The organism is Sphingomonas sp. CCH10-B3 (assembly GCF_001556185.1).
GTDB lineage: Bacteria > Pseudomonadota > Alphaproteobacteria > Sphingomonadales > Sphingomonadaceae > Sphingomonas > Sphingomonas aquatica.
In genome coordinates, this window is sequence record NZ_LSIJ01000027.1 from 1 (window position 1) to 15,488 (window position 15,488).

A 15,488-nucleotide genomic window follows, 5' to 3' on the forward strand; every position below is an offset into this window, starting at 1 on the left:
CTGACGATGGCCCACGGCCACAGCCGAAATTACACCACCTTGACGGACGCGACCGAAATCTTTGTCTCCAAATGGAGGGTCAAATATGCCGACAGCGAAGTTGAACAAGCGCAATGTGGACGCATTCGCGCCGCCTAAAGATAAACAGGCCGTCCTGTGGGACAGCGAGATCCGGGGCTTCGGCTTGCGGGCGCTGCCATCGGGGCTCAAGACCTTCATCGTTCAGTACCGCAACATCGAAGGGATCAAGCGGCGCATCAATCTTGGCCGTTATGGCGTCATCACGACGGAGCAGGCTCGGGATCTGGCGAAGATCAAGCTTGGCGAAGTTGCCGGGGGTCAGGACCCAGCAGAGGCAATTCATCAGGCCCGCAGTGGCATGACCGTCGCCGAGATCTGTGACTGGTATCTGGTTGAAGCCCGCGCCGGCAACATTCTTGGCCGCAAGAACCGTCCAATCAAGGCCTCCTCGCTCGCGATGGATGAGAGCAGGATCAACACGCACATCAAACCGATTCTTGGCCATCGCATGGCGAAAAGGCTGACAATCGCGGATGTCGAGCAGATGCAGGCTGATGTCCGAGACGGTAAAACTGCGAAGGCTCGAGGTAAAAGCCGTGGTGGGCGGCCCGCTGGCGGACCTGGCGTCGCGTCGCGATGCCTCGGGTCGCTGCAAGCCATTTTGGGTCATGCCAAGCACAAGGGGCTGATTGCGGAGCACCCAACCAGAGGAGCCAAGAAACTCGCAATCAACAAGAAGACGAGACGGCTGAGCACTGCCGAACTCGTCGCGTTCGGTAAAGCCATCGCCTATGCCGAGCGTAATGGCGAAAATCCGACAGCACTTGCGGTGGTACGGACACTTGCGCTGACAGGATACAGACGGGAAGAGGCGCAGTCGATGAAGCGCGCCTGGGTGCATGCGGAGGGTGGGTTTGTCTCCTTCCCGGATACCAAAACCGATGCTCAGGTCCGCTCGATCGGCCCAGAAGCACTGAAGGTCGTTCTCGCTCAACCCGAGATCGTTGGTAACCCCTACGTGTTTCCGTCAATGACCGGCGCTGGCGCATACCAGGCTGCACCAGCCTGTTTCCGGAGAGTTTGCCAGTGGGCGGGAATTGAGGGCGCAACACTTCATACCCTTCGCCACACTTTCGGCAGCATCGCGGGCGAGCTCGGATTCACAGAACTGACGATACGGGCCATGCTTGGGCATGCTTCACAGAACGTCACCCAGGACTACATCCATATTGATGAGGCGCTGAAGCTGGCGGTTCGCAAGACGTCGGACGAAATCGCCCGACTGCTGGCCGAGGGCGCTGAAGCATTGCGGCCGGTCAGATCGCATGCCGCTGTTGAAAATTAACCTTAAAGGTGTATCGCGAATGGGAAGACCCTGATCGATGTCGTGCTGACGTTGTTCGAGAAGGATTGAAGGTGACGCAGCCACGGATTCATCCCGAGACCGGCCAGGTCCTCCGCCGCGACGCTCGTTTGCAGACGGTCAGCGTTGGGTCGATGTCGCGCGAAGTCGAGGTGCCGGGCTGGTATCCCGAGGACGATAGTGATTCCATCCATTCAGGGGCGGAGCTGCAGGCTCTGGATCAGGCCCATCTCGAACTGCGAACGGCTTACGCGGCGCGCGTCAAGGCTGTTCGCAAGAAGCTCGGCCTCACCCAGGAAGAGGCAGGCCGGATTATCGGTGGCGGACGGCGCGCATTCCAGAAGTATGAAAGCGGGGCCACACCGCCCAGCGAAGCCGCAGTAGGCTTAATCGAGATTCTGGACCGCCATCCAGAGGAATTGGAAACCCTCCGCAACCTGCGCAGCCTCGCCCCGCGGGAGGGTGTTGGCGGCCGCCTCACGCCGACCGGCAAGAGACAGACACCGGCGAAGGGCATTCGAAGTGCTGCGGCATGAGCCCAGCCCAGGCGGTCGGATGGCCCCGGGACAACAATCGCGCTTCAATTTTCAGGAAGCATAACGTATCGCTGTTCGCGTCACAGGTTTGCGACGCGAGGGGATGGAAAGTAGAGTAGATGTCAAACGCCAAGCAAATACTGGCGATGTTACGCAGTCGCGCGGAAGGTGACGACGCGCAGTTCTATTCTATTGCCTTGCAAGTTGCCGCATCGGAAGCCCGTCAAGGGCACCGTGACACTGCGAATGAACTTCGTTCCGCAGTCGATGCCGCGCGCGGCGCGGGCGGGGTCAAGGCGTCTATTCCCGTATCTTTTGCTGCCCCGCGCGGCGATCTCGAAGGACTGCTAGACTATCGCGATCCTGTGGTTGATCTTCAGGACGTTGTTCTGAGCGCGTCGGTGTCCGAGCGGCTCAATGGGATGCTCTTGCAGCAGCGCAAACGCGATTGGCTGCGCGAACATGGCAAGGTTCCGTCAAGAAGCCTGCTGTTCGTCGGCCCCCCGGGATCCGGCAAGACCATGACGGCAGAGGCGATCGCAGGTGAGCTGAAGCTTCCGCTCTTTATCATTCGACTCGAAACACTGATCACCCGTTATATGGGTGAGACCGCAGCAAAACTGCGTCTGGTTTTCGATGAGACCCGGCGTCGGCGCGGGGTCTATTTGTTCGATGAATTCGACGCTGTCGGCGGTCATCGCACCGCGACCAACGACGTCGCTGAAATGCGTCGCGTCCTCAACAGCTTCCTCCAGTTCATGGAAGAGAAGACCTCGACGGACAGCCCGATCATCGCAGCCACCAATCATCCGGAGCTGCTGGACCGGGCGCTCCTCCGCAGGTTCGACGACGTGCTCGAATTTGAGATGCCGACCGCAGCGCAAATTCGCGCGGTGATCAAGGCCAACCTCAAACCCCTCAAGTTCCAGCGCGCAGGGTGGGCCGCGATCGAGGAGGCGGCGCGCGGGCTTAGCCAGGCCGAAGTCGCCCGCGCTGCGGATGAAGTCGTCAAGACCGCGATCCTCGAGCAGAGGAAGCAGACGACCACCCAGGAGGTCGTCGCCAAGCTCACTGAGCGCCAGGCCATGCGAACGGCGTTTGCGGCGAAGCTCTGAGTCCTGTGAGCGAACACAACCGACCGCACATCGATATCACTCCGCTTGCCCAGCGACGTACCTTCAAGTCGCCAGGCAGTAACGCACGGCAGCGCGCGCTAAACAGAGTGCGTGCGGATCACGGTCTCCGCCTCATCGCGGAAATTGGCAATGCCTTTGCGGAAGCTGAGGCCGGACAGCGCGGCCTGCCCGAACAGCCAGTGGACCTTGAGCCTGCTAGCGGCGTTTTCATTGAGGTTGAACTCAATCGCGGCACAGCCGCCACCAACCTTGAACGGCAAAGGGAAGGCACACGGCAAGCGGCCGAAATCATCGACGAGAACGGAGTACGCCGCATTGCCCTGTTTGTCCCGGATGACATGCGCGATGCCTTTTCCCAAGTCTTTGAGGACTACACAAACGGGGAACTGAGCGAAAAGGGATCGCCGCCCAAGAAGACCCGGGTCGAACCGATCGAGCACATTCGCGCGGCACGCCTGCAAAGTTTCTGGCGCGATGCTCCCGAGGCATTGCCGGAAGACCCCCAGGCGCAGATGTGGTGGGCGCTCTGGTGCTTCAACGATCGCATCGACAGAGTTCTGGGCAGCGCCGCGGTGTTGGGGCTGCATGTCGGCACCGCCGACACCTTTCTGCGTTTTCCGGAGACGACAGTGATCCCGGCATACGGACGGCGCGCATCAATCGAGATGTTGCTGTTCGCAACCGCAGGCATTTCGGAGCTGCGTCGCGCGAGCGACAGCCCGCTGGTGTTTACCCGGGACCTGAAGGACGACGCTCCGGCATTTATCGATGATCTCGCAGAGCGTGTAACCTGGCCCGGCAATGACGCGCCGGCGGTCTGCCTGCTCGACACAGGAGTCAATCGGGCGCATCCCCTGATAGAACCCGCTCTGTCGACAGAAGATCTGATGGCGATCGACACGGCCTGGGGCGGGGACGATCACGAACACGGTGCTGGCCATGGGACCGGCATGGCGGGTCTTGCCTTGCATGGGGATCTTGTAGGTCCGCTCGCGAGCGATCAGCCAATCGAGCTCACCCACCGTCTGGAATCAGTCAAGATTCTGCCCCCTCCCGGTGTGCCGGACAATGATCCCCATTCCTATGGACCGATCACCCAGAGCGCCATTCTGCTCGCGGAGATCAACAACCCGGATCGTGACCGTGTTTTCTGCATGGCGGTCACCAACGAGGGGCGCAGCGGATCAGACGCGACGGCGTGGAGCGCGGCCATCGACCAGGCGGCGGCCGGAGCGGAATCAGACGATGATGAAAATCCGTCGCCTCGGCGGCTGATACTGCTCTCTGCTGGTAATATTCCCGACAATTCCATTGCCGCCGAAATCGCAGATGCTGATGCTTTCCCGGCAGAAGACCCGTCCCAGGCGTGGAATGCCCTCACGATCGGCGGATATACGGACAAGACCGGGATCGGCGAGGCAGGCTACGACGGTTGGACCACGATGGCACCTGTTGGTGCCGTCAGTCCTTACAGCCGGACATCCTTCCTCTGGGACACCAGCCAATCTCCGTTCAAACCCGAACTCGTCTTCGAGGCCGGGAACAGGGCGCTCAGCCCGTGCGGTGCGGAAGCGGTAGCGGGACTCGATTCCCTTTCCCTCCTTACGGCCTCTCGCCTCGTCGCCCAGAAGCCGCTGGACGCATTTTGGGCGACAAGTGCCGCAACCGCTCAGGCGGCCCGAATGGCAGCTCAGCTGACTGCGGCCTACCCGCATTACTGGCCGGAAACGATCCGTGCGCTGATGGTGCATAGTGCCCGTTGGACCGGGCACATGGATCAACTCGTCGCGCAGTGCGCGACAAAGCGAGAAAAGGCCGACTGCCTCAGGCGGTTCGGTTACGGCATCCCCGATCTGGGGCGTGCGATGGCGTCGGCCATCGATGATCTCGCCCTGGTCGCACAAAACACGATACGTCCGTTCCGCATGGAAGGCAGCAGCGTGCGATTCAACGAGTCGCATATCTATCAGCTCCCCTGGCCCCAGGATGTGCTTGAAGCGCTCGACAACACTCGGGTGAGATTAAAAGTTGCCCTCTCCTATTTCGTGGAACCTAACCCCAGCTTTGCCACCAATCTGGACCCGGCACGCTACCAGTCCTTCGGCCTACGTTTCGATCTCAAGCGCTCACGTGAGACGATTGGGAACTTCAATCGCCGCAACAATGCCGAAGGATACGACAAAGACGCTCCGCGCGCGGTCAATGAAACAAACGACGGCTGGCTATTTGGCGAAAAGCAGATCTCGTCGGGTTCGCTGCATGTCGACATCTGGGAGGGGCCTGCTGTCGAACTTGCCGCCCGCAATGCTCTATATGTCCATCCGATCTCGGGATGGTGGCGAGAGCGCAAATCGCTCGGAAGATATGACCAAGAGGCGCGCTACGCGCTTGTGATCAGCCTTGAGACGCCGGGCGTTGAAGTCGACCTTCACACGCCAATTTCCGCGTTGGTCCCCGTGCTGGTCGAGGTCCCCATCGAGATCTGAATAGCGAGCAAGGCCAATGCCGAAGCCTTCGATCCGGGCCATTCAACGCCTCTACGCCATGTCGGGCAATCGCTGTGCCTTTTCCGGCTGTACTGCGCTCATCATCGAAGACAGCCCAGGGATGGCCGGCATCAACATGGGCGAAATCTGCCATATTCGCGCCAGCAAAGCAGGTGGTGAACGCTATGATCCCGACCAAACCGATGTGGAGCGGCACGGCTACGAGAACCTCATCCTGCTATGTCGTCGTCATCACAAGCTGATCGACTCAGACACGATTGAATTCTCCGTGGCCAAGCTCCTCGCGATGAAGCAGGAGCACGAGCAGTTGGCTGGCCGTCCAGAGAGGACAGCGGACAGGTTTTCAGCAAAGCGCCTTCTTGATGCGATGGACCGCATCACAATCCCCGACAACAAGGGCACCGTGGTCATTGTCGGCGCTGGCTCCAATGTCAGCATTCGTCAGCCGCGGTCCCGTCTCACGATGGCCCCCCTTGCAGGGACCATCGGTGCTGATCGCGATATGGTACGGTACACGAAGTATCTCGCGAAGCAGTATAATGAATTCGCCTCGTGGGCTCCGCATCGTACCGAAAAATTTCGGCCCGCGGTGATCTATGCAAACATCACGAAAGAGTTTGGCTCGAAGCTCGAACTCATCCCGGATGATCGGTTCGGCAGCGTCTGCGCCTACCTTCAGCAAAGAATTACGCGCACCCGGCTGGGCCGGATGCGGAATGCGGAGGGACATCGCTGCTACGCGTCATTCGATGAGTTCTTGGACAAAGGCAAACAGCATCACTGAAGTTCAGGCGTGTCTGATGACCGGCCCACCGCCACCGCGACTACAGGTCCAGCTCAACGCCGGTGTGCTGCTCAATCTTCTTCTTGATCAGCCCTTTGGCGAGCGCCTTCAAGAGTTCGATGCTGAAACCGCCAGCCTGTTTGGCCCCGGCCTTTGTCTCGCGCCAGATGGCAGGGTCGCGGATGGTGTCGAGGAAGTCATGGCCGGCCCAGGTGATCTGACCGATCTGCCAGACCGCACCGGACAGCTTCGCCTGAATCGTGATGAGACCCGCCTCGTCCAGCAGAGCCAGATGGTATTCGATCAGCTCAGCCTGCTCGCGCGGCATTTTGCCTGCACCATCTTCGCCGAGTATCTCGGCGATCTCCGGCGTCAACAAATCGAATGCGCGCCGACCGTCCTCGATCTCCAGCAGCAGGTTGCGGACCAGATCCATGTCACGTTTCATGGCATCGATCTTAACTACAGACCCGCCGAAAGGACAGCGATCTATCGTTGCCTTCCGCGCGCCAGGCATGGGCCTACCGGCATCATCGGCGTTCACGCGCGAACGAGGTGATAGCGTCCATTTTTCCGGGCACCGACAAATTGCAGGAGATTGCAGGCGCACAGTCCTGCAAGATCGCGCCGCGCCGACTTGATGCTCACCCGCCAATGCGCGGCAACATCGCGCGCCCTCGTCGATAAACCGCGCGCGACTCGGTCGAGTATCCAGCGCTGACGCTCATTAAGCCCGCTCGTTATTGGGTCATTTACAGGGCCACTTTCAGGGTCATTTATAGTGTCAGAATTCGGCCAATATCTGCCCGCAGACATTTCTTCCCGGTGGCCTTGCCCGAACGATGTTATGCCCGGCCCTATTTTGGAAGCCTCCGCCGAAGACGATTGCTGGCTTTCGATGATGCCCAGGACGAACGCCCGGATGACCGGAGACGTCGCAACCAAACGCAAGAAGAAGACCGTGTCTGGTCCATGTTGCGCGGCCATCCAGTGCTTGGCGGACCGCTCACTCGCATGGGTCAGACGCATCAGTTGCTTGACCGCGCGATGCGTATCGCCATGTTCCTTGCGCAGCAGATTGGCGATGACTTCGGCATAGGCCTGGCGGCTGGCGAGCGCGCCTTCCCATGCTGGCAACTTCCTGCCCTTTTTCGGCAACATCTTCCGGTCCTTTCCCACATATACTGTTGAGAGTGCGGGAATGCCGGATAGGTCCGTGTTTCGCGCTGCAGCGGTTGGCCGCCCTGGCCACTGCAGTCCGGATTTCGAAAGGCGCGCGCATTGGCGAGTTGGGATCAAGAAGACGCGCCAAGCGACGCCGAACAGCAGCCCACCGTGCGGGCGGCCGAATACGTCCGGATGTCCACCGACCATCAGAAATACTCGACCGAAAATCAGGCCGACGCGATCCGCCACTATGCGGCGTCTCGGGGCATCGAAATCGTCCGCACCTATGCCGACGACGGCAAAAGCGGCCTTTCGATCGATGGCCGCGCCTCACTGCAACGACTGATCGCTGACGTCGAATCAGGCGTCGCCGACTTCGAGATGATCCTGGTCTATGATGTCAGCCGCTGGGGCCGTTTCCAGGACGCGGACGAGAGCGCCTACTACGAATATATCTGTCGCCGGGCCGGAATTCAGATCGCCTATTGCGCCGAACAGTTCGAGAATGACGGGTCGCCGATGAGCACCATGTTCAAGGGCTTCAAGCGCGCCATGGCTGGCGAATACAGCCGCGAGCTTTCGGTCAAGGTTTTCGCCGGCCAGGGGCGGCTCATCGAGAAAGGCTATCGCCAGGGCGGTCCCGCCGGTTTCGGCCTGCGCCGGACGCTGATAGATGAGCACGGCAACACCAAGGCGGTTCTCGGCCGCGGCGAGCAGAAGAGTCTCCAGACCGACCGCGTCATCCTGACACCCGGACCGCCAGAAGAAATCGGCGTGGTGCACGAGATATACCGGGCTTTCGTCCATGACGGACGAACTGAACGCGAGATTGCCGAGGATCTGAATGATCGCGGCATCCTGTCCGACCTCCAGCGTCCGTGGACGCGCGGCACTGTCCACCAGCTCCTGATCAATGAAAAATATGTCGGCGACAATGTCTGGAATCGCCGTTCTTTCAAGCTGAAGAAGAAGCGGGTTCGCAACGCCCCGGACATGTGGATCAGGTCACAGGGCGCATTCGAGGGGATCGTTGAACGGGAGCTGTTCGAGGCGGCCCATTCGATTATCGCTGCGCGCTCGTTCCGCCTGTCCGACGAGGAGATGCTGGAAGCTTTGCGAGGACTCTACGCCAGCAAAGGCCTGCTGTCCGGCATCATTATCGACGAATGCGAAGGATTGCCGTCGAGCAGCGCCTTCAGCTTGCGATTTGGCAGTCTCCTGCGCGCTTACAGCCTGGTGGGTTTTTCGCCGGAGCGCGATTACCGCTACGTTGCAATCAACAAGGCGCTCCGCCGCCTGCACCCTGACATTGTCCGCGACATATTGACTGGCCTTCACGCCCAGGGGAGCGATGCCTGGCAGGACCTCGCCAGCGACAGCATCCGCGTGAATGGCGAGTTCAGCCTCGCCATTGTTCTGGTGCGCTGCACACCGACACCGACCGGCCTCCTGCGGTGGAAGATCCGCTTCGACACCAGCCACCTCGCAGACGTTACCATCGTTGTGCGCATGGACATGCACAACCGCGCGCCGTTTGACTATTATCTGTTCCCGAGAATTGACGTCGCAAGCGAACGGCTGCGGCTGGCTGAAGATAACGACCTGCACCTCGACGCCTATCGCTTCGACACGCTGGATTTCTTCTATGACATCACGGCGCCCGTCGCCATTCCGGAGGCTGCTTGATGCCCGTTATGCGCCCCCAGCAGATCGAGATGATCCCGGTCTCCAAGATTACGGTGCTCAATCCGCGCTCGCGCAACAAGCGTCAGCACCGTGAGATCGTGAACAACATCGAGTCGATCGGATTGAAGCGGCCGATCACCGTGAGTCGCCATCAGGGTCCGGGCGGGCCTCGCTATGATCTCGTCTGCGGCGAAGGCCGGCTCGAAGCATTTCAGATGCTGGGCCAGACGGAAATTCCCGCAGTCGTCATCGAGGCGAGCGAGAGCGATTGTCTGGTGATGAGCCTGGTCGAGAACATCGCACGCCGGACGCCGCGCCCGATCGACGTGATGCGCGAGATCGGCGCCCTGCGCGGGCGCGGGTATAATGAAACCCAGATCGGGCAAAAAATCGGGGTCAGCAGTTCATGGGTCAGCATGATCGTCTCGCTGCTGGAGCGGGGCGAGGAACGGCTCGTTGCGGCGGTGGAAACGGGTCTCATCCCGATCAGCCTGGCAATGGAAATCTCCCGCGCGGAATCCGAGGAATCGCAGAACCTGCTGCTCGATGCCTATGAGACAGGCAAGCTGCGCGGCAAGAAGCTGGCTTCGGTGCGAAGGCTGCTCGAGCTGCGGATGCGCGGGCACAACAAATCGATGCCAGCAGGAAAGCTCGGTCGGCGTTCCGCAAATCGCAAGTTGACCGCGAGTGACCTCATGCAGGTTTACCAGCGGGAATCGGAGAAGCAACGCCTGCTCGTCAAGAAGTCCGATTTCACACAGACCCGGCTGCTGTTCATCGTCGAGGCCATCAAGGATCTGCTGGGCGACGACGGATTTCTGACCTTGCTGCGTGCCGAGGCGCTCGAGACGATGCCGCGCGCGCTTGCCATGCGAATTGCAGGTGAGAGCGATGACTGACTGGTCCGAACCCAACACACCAGACATGGAACCCGGCTCGGATCACCGTGTCCGGCTCGGCTTTGAACGCGAGACCGTCACCGTCGCACTCGATCAGCTCGTTCCGTTGAAGATACTCCAGCAGGGCGTGCGCGAGAGCAAAAAGTTCGCCCAGATCCTTAGTTCGATCAAGGCGATCGGGATTGTCGAAGCTCCCGCAGTCGCGCCCGATCCCAAGAATGCGGGCAAGTATTTCCTGCTCGATGGGCATCTGCGGGTCGAAGCCTTGCGCCAGCTCGAAATTCCGACTGTTGAGTGCCTCGTCGCCAATGACGATGAGACTTACACCTACAACAAGCGCGTCAACCGCCTCCCACCGGTTCAGGAACATCGGATGATCGTGCGCGCCATCGAGCGCGGGGTGACCGAAGCCGTCATCGCCGACGCGCTCGGTCTCGAAGTGCAGTCGATCCGCGCGCGCTTCCGCCTGCTCGATGGCATCTGCACCGAGGCAGCCGATGCCCTCAAGGATACCAATTGCTCGATGAAGGTGTTCGATCTGCTGCGACGCATGACAGCGCTGCGGCAGATTGAGGCAGCCGACCTGATGATCGGGCAGAACAATTTCTCGCTGATGTTCGCACGCGCGCTGCTCGCGGCGACGACCGAAGAGCAGCTGGTTCCCGCAGGCAAGAAGGCGCGCAAGCCCGACGTGACTGGCCCGACCAGCCAGCAGATCAGCCGGATGGAGCGCGAGCTTGCCGCTCTGCAAACGCAGGTCAAATCGGTCGAGGAAACCTACGGCATCGACAACCTCCATTTGACCTTCGCGCGGGGCTATCTCGGAAAACTGTTGGCAAACGCGCGCATCGTCCGTTGGCTCTCGGTTCACCGCGCGGAATACCTGACCGAGTTTCAGCGCATTGCGGAGATAGATAGTCTTGGCCGTCTGGCCACGCCCAACGCGGAATGAGAGAATGGGGACCCGGACCCGATAAGCGCGGGGACCATGGGAGACGCCGCACTGAGGGGCGGATCGAGCATGGCGGTGGGAATGGCGGCGAACCCGCAAGAAGCCCACCAGGTCGGCCGTCATATGGACCGACCGCGTGCGTGCTTTGGGCGCACGATGGAGGCGGGCGTGCGTTGAAGAGTGAGATTTTCACGCACGCCCGTCATTTTGTCTCAACTGATGCGCGATGAATTGCTGACAAATGCTATGGCCCCGCCCGGAGGCGGGGCCGTCGCTGGTGCTTCAGCTCGGCGGGTTCCAGATGATGACCTTCTTCGATGGATCATCGCCCGGCGCGTTGGCGATATTGCCGTAAATCGTGCCAAATTCGGGAGCCGAGAGCGAGACCGAGACATATTCGGCGCCGGTGTTCTGCGAGAAGCGCTTCCAACCTGCGCCCAGTTCGAAGCCGTTCTTGCGGCTGACGATGCGGTAGTCGGGTTCGCTGTCCTTGGTCTTGCGGTTGTTGGGGATGATGGCGATCGGTGCGGAGACGGTCAGCGTTGCGAGGTTGCCTTCGAAGCTGTCGTCGGACTTCACGGTGAGGTTTGCGATGGTAGCCATGTCGTTTCTCCTAAAGGTGGTCGGGGACCATCCCCGATGGCGCCAAAAGAAGGGGCCGGGAGCCGCCGTCACCGCAGCGTCAGCGTAGGGCGAACCCCGCACGGGGTTGACGGCATTAGGCGTGACGAGACCCGCAGACAGGCGACAAGGAGGGGTGGTTTTCGCTCCGCCTGAAAACGAATGTCACTCGGCAATCTCCGGTTTCATCGACCAAAAGTCGGAGGCTTCCTCCCCACCGGATCACTGCATGGAGTGCAGCAGCAATCATCCCTCACACGCAGCCATTGGCTGATCGAGAGGCGTTGTCACCTTGGACATTCGACGGGCAACAGCGGGGGCTCCACGCCGCATTACACAGACTGAAATGTGCAATATCAGCTCTCATATTGACTTTTGTGCAGAATATAAGCATATGAAGACATGAAAGGACATGCCGATATGGGTATACAAGCTGCAGCCAAAGCGCCTGCAAAGGGACTTGCCAAGAGTCTCGACCGCAAGGATCTGACGGGGCCAGCCCTGCGCACGTTCTTCCGCATTGCCGATGCCTGGGGCCTGAAAGAGCAGGAGCAGATGCGCTTGCTCGGTCTGGAGAGCCGCTCGACCTTCCAATCCTGGAAGCGCGGCGTAGTCGCGGCGCTGCCCAAGGATGCGTTGGAGCGGATTTCCTATGTCATGGGCATCTACAAAGGCCTGCAGATACTGCTGCCCAAAACGGCGGATGAATGGGTGCGTAAGCCCAACAAGGCGCAGGTTTTCGGCGGCGCCTCGGCGCTTGACCGGATGATGTCGGGCAATGTCGCCGACCTTTATGTCGTGCGCCAGTATGTTGACGGGCAGCGCGGCTGACCCGTGGACATTCCCACGTCTGAAGTCCGCTGGACGCCCTGCTACCGCATCATCCCGAGCCGATTTCCGCCGATCTCGCTGTTCGAGGCAGTTGCCGATCCTGCCGATCTTGAAGCGGTCTATGCCATCGAGGCGATGACCAATGACCGCCTGCGCGATGAGGCAGGCGAGCTGTCGCTCGTGCCGCCTGAGGACCGCGTCTCCGGCCCCGGTACGTCGGCGATCATGGCAGCGTTCACCCACCTCAATCCGGTCGGCGACCGCTTTACCGACGGCAGCTACGGCGTCTTCTATGCCGGACGAACATTGGCGACCGCCATCGCCGAGACCCGACATCACCGCACGCAGTTCCTTAAGGCGACCGACGAACCGGCGCAGGAACTCGACATGCGGGTATATGCCGTCGATCTCGATGCGAGCCTTCACGACATCCGTGGCCAGCGAGAGGCGCTGCCAGCACTGTATCATCCGAGCAGCTATGCCGTGTCGCAGGAAACCGCACGGACCTTGCGCGATGCAGGGTCGGACGGGATTGTCTATGAAAGCGTCCGCAATCCCGGCGGCGAATGTGCCGCTGTGTTCCGGCCTCGGCTGTTATCGAACTGCCGCCAGGAACGGCATTTGTGCTATGTGTGGGACGGTAGCGAGATCAGGACGGTCTATGAAAAGCGTTTGCTGGAGAGCTGATGCGTGGACAAGATCGCGCCTGGCGTCGGCCGCTCCTGCTCAACTCAAGCCGCCTGACTGGTGCCGGTGCTAGCTGCCCTCTGCCTGATTGTTGAAATGAGAACCACGATAGCGATGATCAAAACTGCCGATGCGCTCACTCGGCTCAGCTCCAAGCCGCCTTTGGCGATCGGCTTGTCGAGAAAATCGCCAACAACTGCGCCGAGCGGACGGGTGAGGATAAACGCTGCCCAGAAAAGCGCGACATGGCTGATGCTCGTGCGCCAGTAAGCCAAAGCGAGCAACGCGAGCAAAGAACCGAAAATCAAAGCTGATCCGAGATAGCCGAGTGGCCCATCGGCAATCCAATCCCCGAGCGCGGTGCCGAGCGTTTGCGAGAAGGTTATCGTCAGCCAGTAATAGAGTTCGGCCCTAGGTTCATGCACCGAGCTGACCGAGATCGTGCCGAGCGCACGGTGCCAGACGAACAGCGAGAGCATCACGAGTGAGAGCAGCAAGATCGAACCGCCGGGATAGCCAATGCCCAGCGATCTGGTGGCGAAGTCGGCCAGAGTCGTCCCGGCTGTTGTCGAAGCTATAATCGTTGCCCAGTAGAGCCAGGGATTGAAGCGGCTTGCGCGGATTTGCAGGATAACCAGCACCGCCAGCACTGACGCGAAAATCGCGGTGCCAATCAGATAACCACCTTGCCAGAAGGAAGTTGCTGCATTCGTGGTGGTTTCGCCCAGCCACGACATCGAGACAGTATCTCCAGCGGTTTCGCCGAAGGTCGTCGCCAGAATTTTGATGATCCAGAAGCCCAGCGTCAGTGCAGGGACTTTGGTCAATTCAGTTTTCAAATCTTCAGTCATGGTTTCGTACCTGCCTCGAACGATAGTCGCGCTCGCGGCTAGGCCGTCGCAAGGCATCTGCCTATAAGCAGGCGCTTATATCCCCACCATCAAAGAATGCCCGATGCCCCAACGCAAAACAACCATACCCGAAAAGGTCCGAAAACTAACAGATCGCCGGGCTTTCCCGGTGGCGATCACTGTTTTGCAAATTGTTGCGGCCGCCTTCTTCGCGGTGGACGCTATCGAGGACTATCTCGTTGAGGCAAAGCATGGTTTCAGTCTCGCGACGGCGATCGAATTTTTCATCGCCGTGGCCTTGCTCGGCGGTATTTTCCTGAGTTCGCGCTACGTCGTTCATTTGACCAGAGAGTTGCGCTGGAACGAGCATTCGCTCGCCCGCGCGAAGGGCGCGCTCATGGACCATATGGCCGTGCGTTTTCAGGAATGGGGATTGACGCCGGGGGAAGGCGATGTTGCCCTTTTTGCCTTGAAAGGGTGCGATGTCGCACAAATTGCAGAGCTGAGAGGAGTCGCTACAGGCACCGTGCGCTCGCAATTAAGTCAGATTTACTCGAAGGCTGGAGTTAACAGCCAGGCGATGCTGGTATCACTCTTCATCGAAGACCTTCTGGACGCTCCAACCAGGCCCTAGAATGTTGAACTGCGAATGGCTTTAGACCGGCGTGTAAGCGGCGCTTATCCTGACCGACGCTCGCGGAAATCCCAGAGCGGAATGCCCATCTTGCGCGCCTTGTCAGCCAAGTTGTCCTGGATGCCGGTGCCCGGAAAGACGACCAGGCCCACCGGCAATGCTTCGAGCATCCGGTCGTTGCGCTTGAACGGCGCGGCCTTCTTGTGTCGGTTCCAGTCAGGCCGGAAGGCGACCTGCGGCACGCGGCGCGTATCGGCCCAGCAAGCGGCGGCGCGTTCGGCACCAGTGGGTGTGGCGCCGTGGAGCAAGACCATGTCGGCATGACGCGCATGAACCCGGTCGAGGACGTCCCAGATGGCCGAGTGATCGTTGCAATCGGGGCCACCGGTGAAGGCAATACGGGTGCCTTCGGGCAGCAGAACGCGGGCATTCTCTCTGGCGCGTTTGTCGAGGAAGTCGCGGCTGTCGATGATGGCTGAGGTCATGGCCTTGCGGTTGACGCGGGATCCGGTGCGGGGCGTCCAGGCCTTGCGGGCGTGGATGCGGAATTGATCGGCGGCTGCATCGCGGAAGAATTCCATCGTGTCGCGGCGTTCGATGAGTGAGATTCCCTCGGCGATCTGGCGCTCAAGGTCGACCGAGCGCACTTCGCTGCCATCCTGCTCGCGCTGAAGGCGTTTTTGCGCCTGCTCATTGTCGTCGAGATCGCGTTCGACCCGCTCGCCGGCGCGGTGGAAGATGTTGACGACGTTCCAGAGTGTCCCCCGTCAGCACCAATGGCACAGATTTGAGGTTGTGATTTAAGGAGGGTTG

General features: G+C 60.2%; 15 protein-coding genes and 1 pseudogene. 11 read left to right on the plus strand and 5 right to left on the minus strand.

Annotated features, from left to right (window positions below; genetic code table 11):
- Positions 1 to 85 precede the first annotated feature (85 nt).
- The 5 genes from AX672_RS06075 to AX672_RS06095 all read left to right on the plus strand — a co-directional run bounded on the left by AX672_RS06075 (position 86) and on the right by AX672_RS06095 (position 6,347).
- Positions 86 to 1,366, plus strand: a complete 1,281-nt coding sequence (locus AX672_RS06075) for a tyrosine-type recombinase/integrase (RefSeq protein ID WP_066649905.1) — start codon at positions 86 to 88, stop codon at positions 1,364 to 1,366.
- Between the two features lie 71 nt (positions 1,367 to 1,437).
- Positions 1,438 to 1,920: a type II TA system antitoxin MqsA family protein gene (locus tag AX672_RS06080; RefSeq protein WP_066649933.1), complete on the plus strand. Its 483-nt coding sequence runs from the start codon at positions 1,438 to 1,440 to the stop codon at positions 1,918 to 1,920.
- 119 nt (positions 1,921 to 2,039) lie between these two features.
- Positions 2,040 to 3,035, plus strand: coding sequence for an AAA family ATPase (locus AX672_RS06085; RefSeq protein WP_013831743.1), 996 nt, complete (start codon positions 2,040 to 2,042; stop codon positions 3,033 to 3,035).
- A 5-nt stretch (positions 3,036 to 3,040) separates the two neighbouring features.
- Entirely contained in the window at positions 3,041 to 5,542 is a 2,502-nt protein-coding gene (locus AX672_RS06090) for a S8 family peptidase (RefSeq protein ID WP_066649908.1), read from the plus strand.
- Between the two features lie 16 nt (positions 5,543 to 5,558).
- Positions 5,559 to 6,347, plus strand: a complete 789-nt coding sequence (locus AX672_RS06095) for an HNH endonuclease (protein WP_066649912.1) — start codon at positions 5,559 to 5,561, stop codon at positions 6,345 to 6,347.
- A gap of 40 nt (positions 6,348 to 6,387) precedes the next feature.
- On the opposite strand, the gene AX672_RS06100 is transcribed toward AX672_RS06095, so the two are convergent.
- Complete coding sequence (locus AX672_RS06100) at positions 6,388 to 6,795, minus strand: DUF2513 domain-containing protein (RefSeq protein WP_066284193.1); 408 nt, start codon at positions 6,793 to 6,795, stop codon at positions 6,388 to 6,390.
- A gap of 92 nt (positions 6,796 to 6,887) precedes the next feature.
- Positions 6,888 to 7,508: a hypothetical protein gene (locus AX672_RS18165; protein WP_082730407.1), complete on the minus strand. Its 621-nt coding sequence runs from the start codon at positions 7,506 to 7,508 to the stop codon at positions 6,888 to 6,890.
- A 198-nt stretch (positions 7,509 to 7,706) separates the two neighbouring features.
- On the opposite strand from AX672_RS18165, the gene AX672_RS06105 reads away from it, so the two are divergent.
- The 3 genes from AX672_RS06105 to AX672_RS06115 are packed head-to-tail and all read left to right on the plus strand — an operon-like array spanning position 7,707 to position 11,051.
- Complete coding sequence (locus AX672_RS06105) at positions 7,707 to 9,200, plus strand: recombinase family protein (protein ID WP_066649935.1); 1,494 nt, start codon at positions 7,707 to 7,709, stop codon at positions 9,198 to 9,200.
- Positions 9,200 to 10,099, plus strand: coding sequence for a plasmid partitioning protein RepB C-terminal domain-containing protein (locus tag AX672_RS06110; RefSeq protein WP_066284190.1), 900 nt, complete (start codon positions 9,200 to 9,202; stop codon positions 10,097 to 10,099). The genes AX672_RS06105 and AX672_RS06110 overlap by 1 nt, the downstream gene beginning before the upstream one ends.
- Positions 10,092 to 11,051, plus strand: coding sequence for a plasmid partitioning protein RepB C-terminal domain-containing protein (locus AX672_RS06115; RefSeq protein ID WP_066284187.1), 960 nt, complete (start codon positions 10,092 to 10,094; stop codon positions 11,049 to 11,051). The genes AX672_RS06110 and AX672_RS06115 overlap by 8 nt, the downstream gene beginning before the upstream one ends.
- 282 nt (positions 11,052 to 11,333) lie before the next feature.
- Here AX672_RS06115 and AX672_RS06120 read toward each other — a convergent pair whose 3' ends face one another.
- Positions 11,334 to 11,654, minus strand: a complete 321-nt coding sequence (locus AX672_RS06120) for a DUF736 domain-containing protein (protein ID WP_006966713.1) — start codon at positions 11,652 to 11,654, stop codon at positions 11,334 to 11,336.
- A gap of 438 nt (positions 11,655 to 12,092) precedes the next feature.
- On the opposite strand from AX672_RS06120, the gene AX672_RS06125 reads away from it, so the two are divergent.
- On the plus strand, positions 12,093 to 12,503 hold the full coding sequence (locus AX672_RS06125) for an antitoxin Xre-like helix-turn-helix domain-containing protein (RefSeq protein WP_202189254.1): 411 nt from the start codon (positions 12,093 to 12,095) through the stop codon (positions 12,501 to 12,503).
- A gap of 3 nt (positions 12,504 to 12,506) precedes the next feature.
- Positions 12,507 to 13,190: an RES family NAD+ phosphorylase gene (locus tag AX672_RS06130; RefSeq protein ID WP_066649918.1), complete on the plus strand. Its 684-nt coding sequence runs from the start codon at positions 12,507 to 12,509 to the stop codon at positions 13,188 to 13,190.
- Between the two features lie 44 nt (positions 13,191 to 13,234).
- Here AX672_RS06130 and AX672_RS06135 read toward each other — a convergent pair whose 3' ends face one another.
- Positions 13,235 to 14,041: a COG4705 family protein gene (locus tag AX672_RS06135; protein WP_066649928.1), complete on the minus strand. Its 807-nt coding sequence runs from the start codon at positions 14,039 to 14,041 to the stop codon at positions 13,235 to 13,237.
- A 103-nt stretch (positions 14,042 to 14,144) separates the two neighbouring features.
- Between AX672_RS06135 and AX672_RS06140 the strand changes: the two genes are divergently transcribed.
- Positions 14,145 to 14,675: a helix-turn-helix transcriptional regulator gene (locus tag AX672_RS06140; RefSeq protein WP_066649931.1), complete on the plus strand. Its 531-nt coding sequence runs from the start codon at positions 14,145 to 14,147 to the stop codon at positions 14,673 to 14,675.
- A 44-nt stretch (positions 14,676 to 14,719) separates the two neighbouring features.
- Here the strand turns inward: AX672_RS06140 and AX672_RS06145 are convergent.
- Positions 14,720 to 15,433: pseudogene (locus AX672_RS06145) on the minus strand (DUF2493 domain-containing protein); the annotation flags it as partial.
- Positions 15,434 to 15,488: the final 55 nt, after the last annotated feature.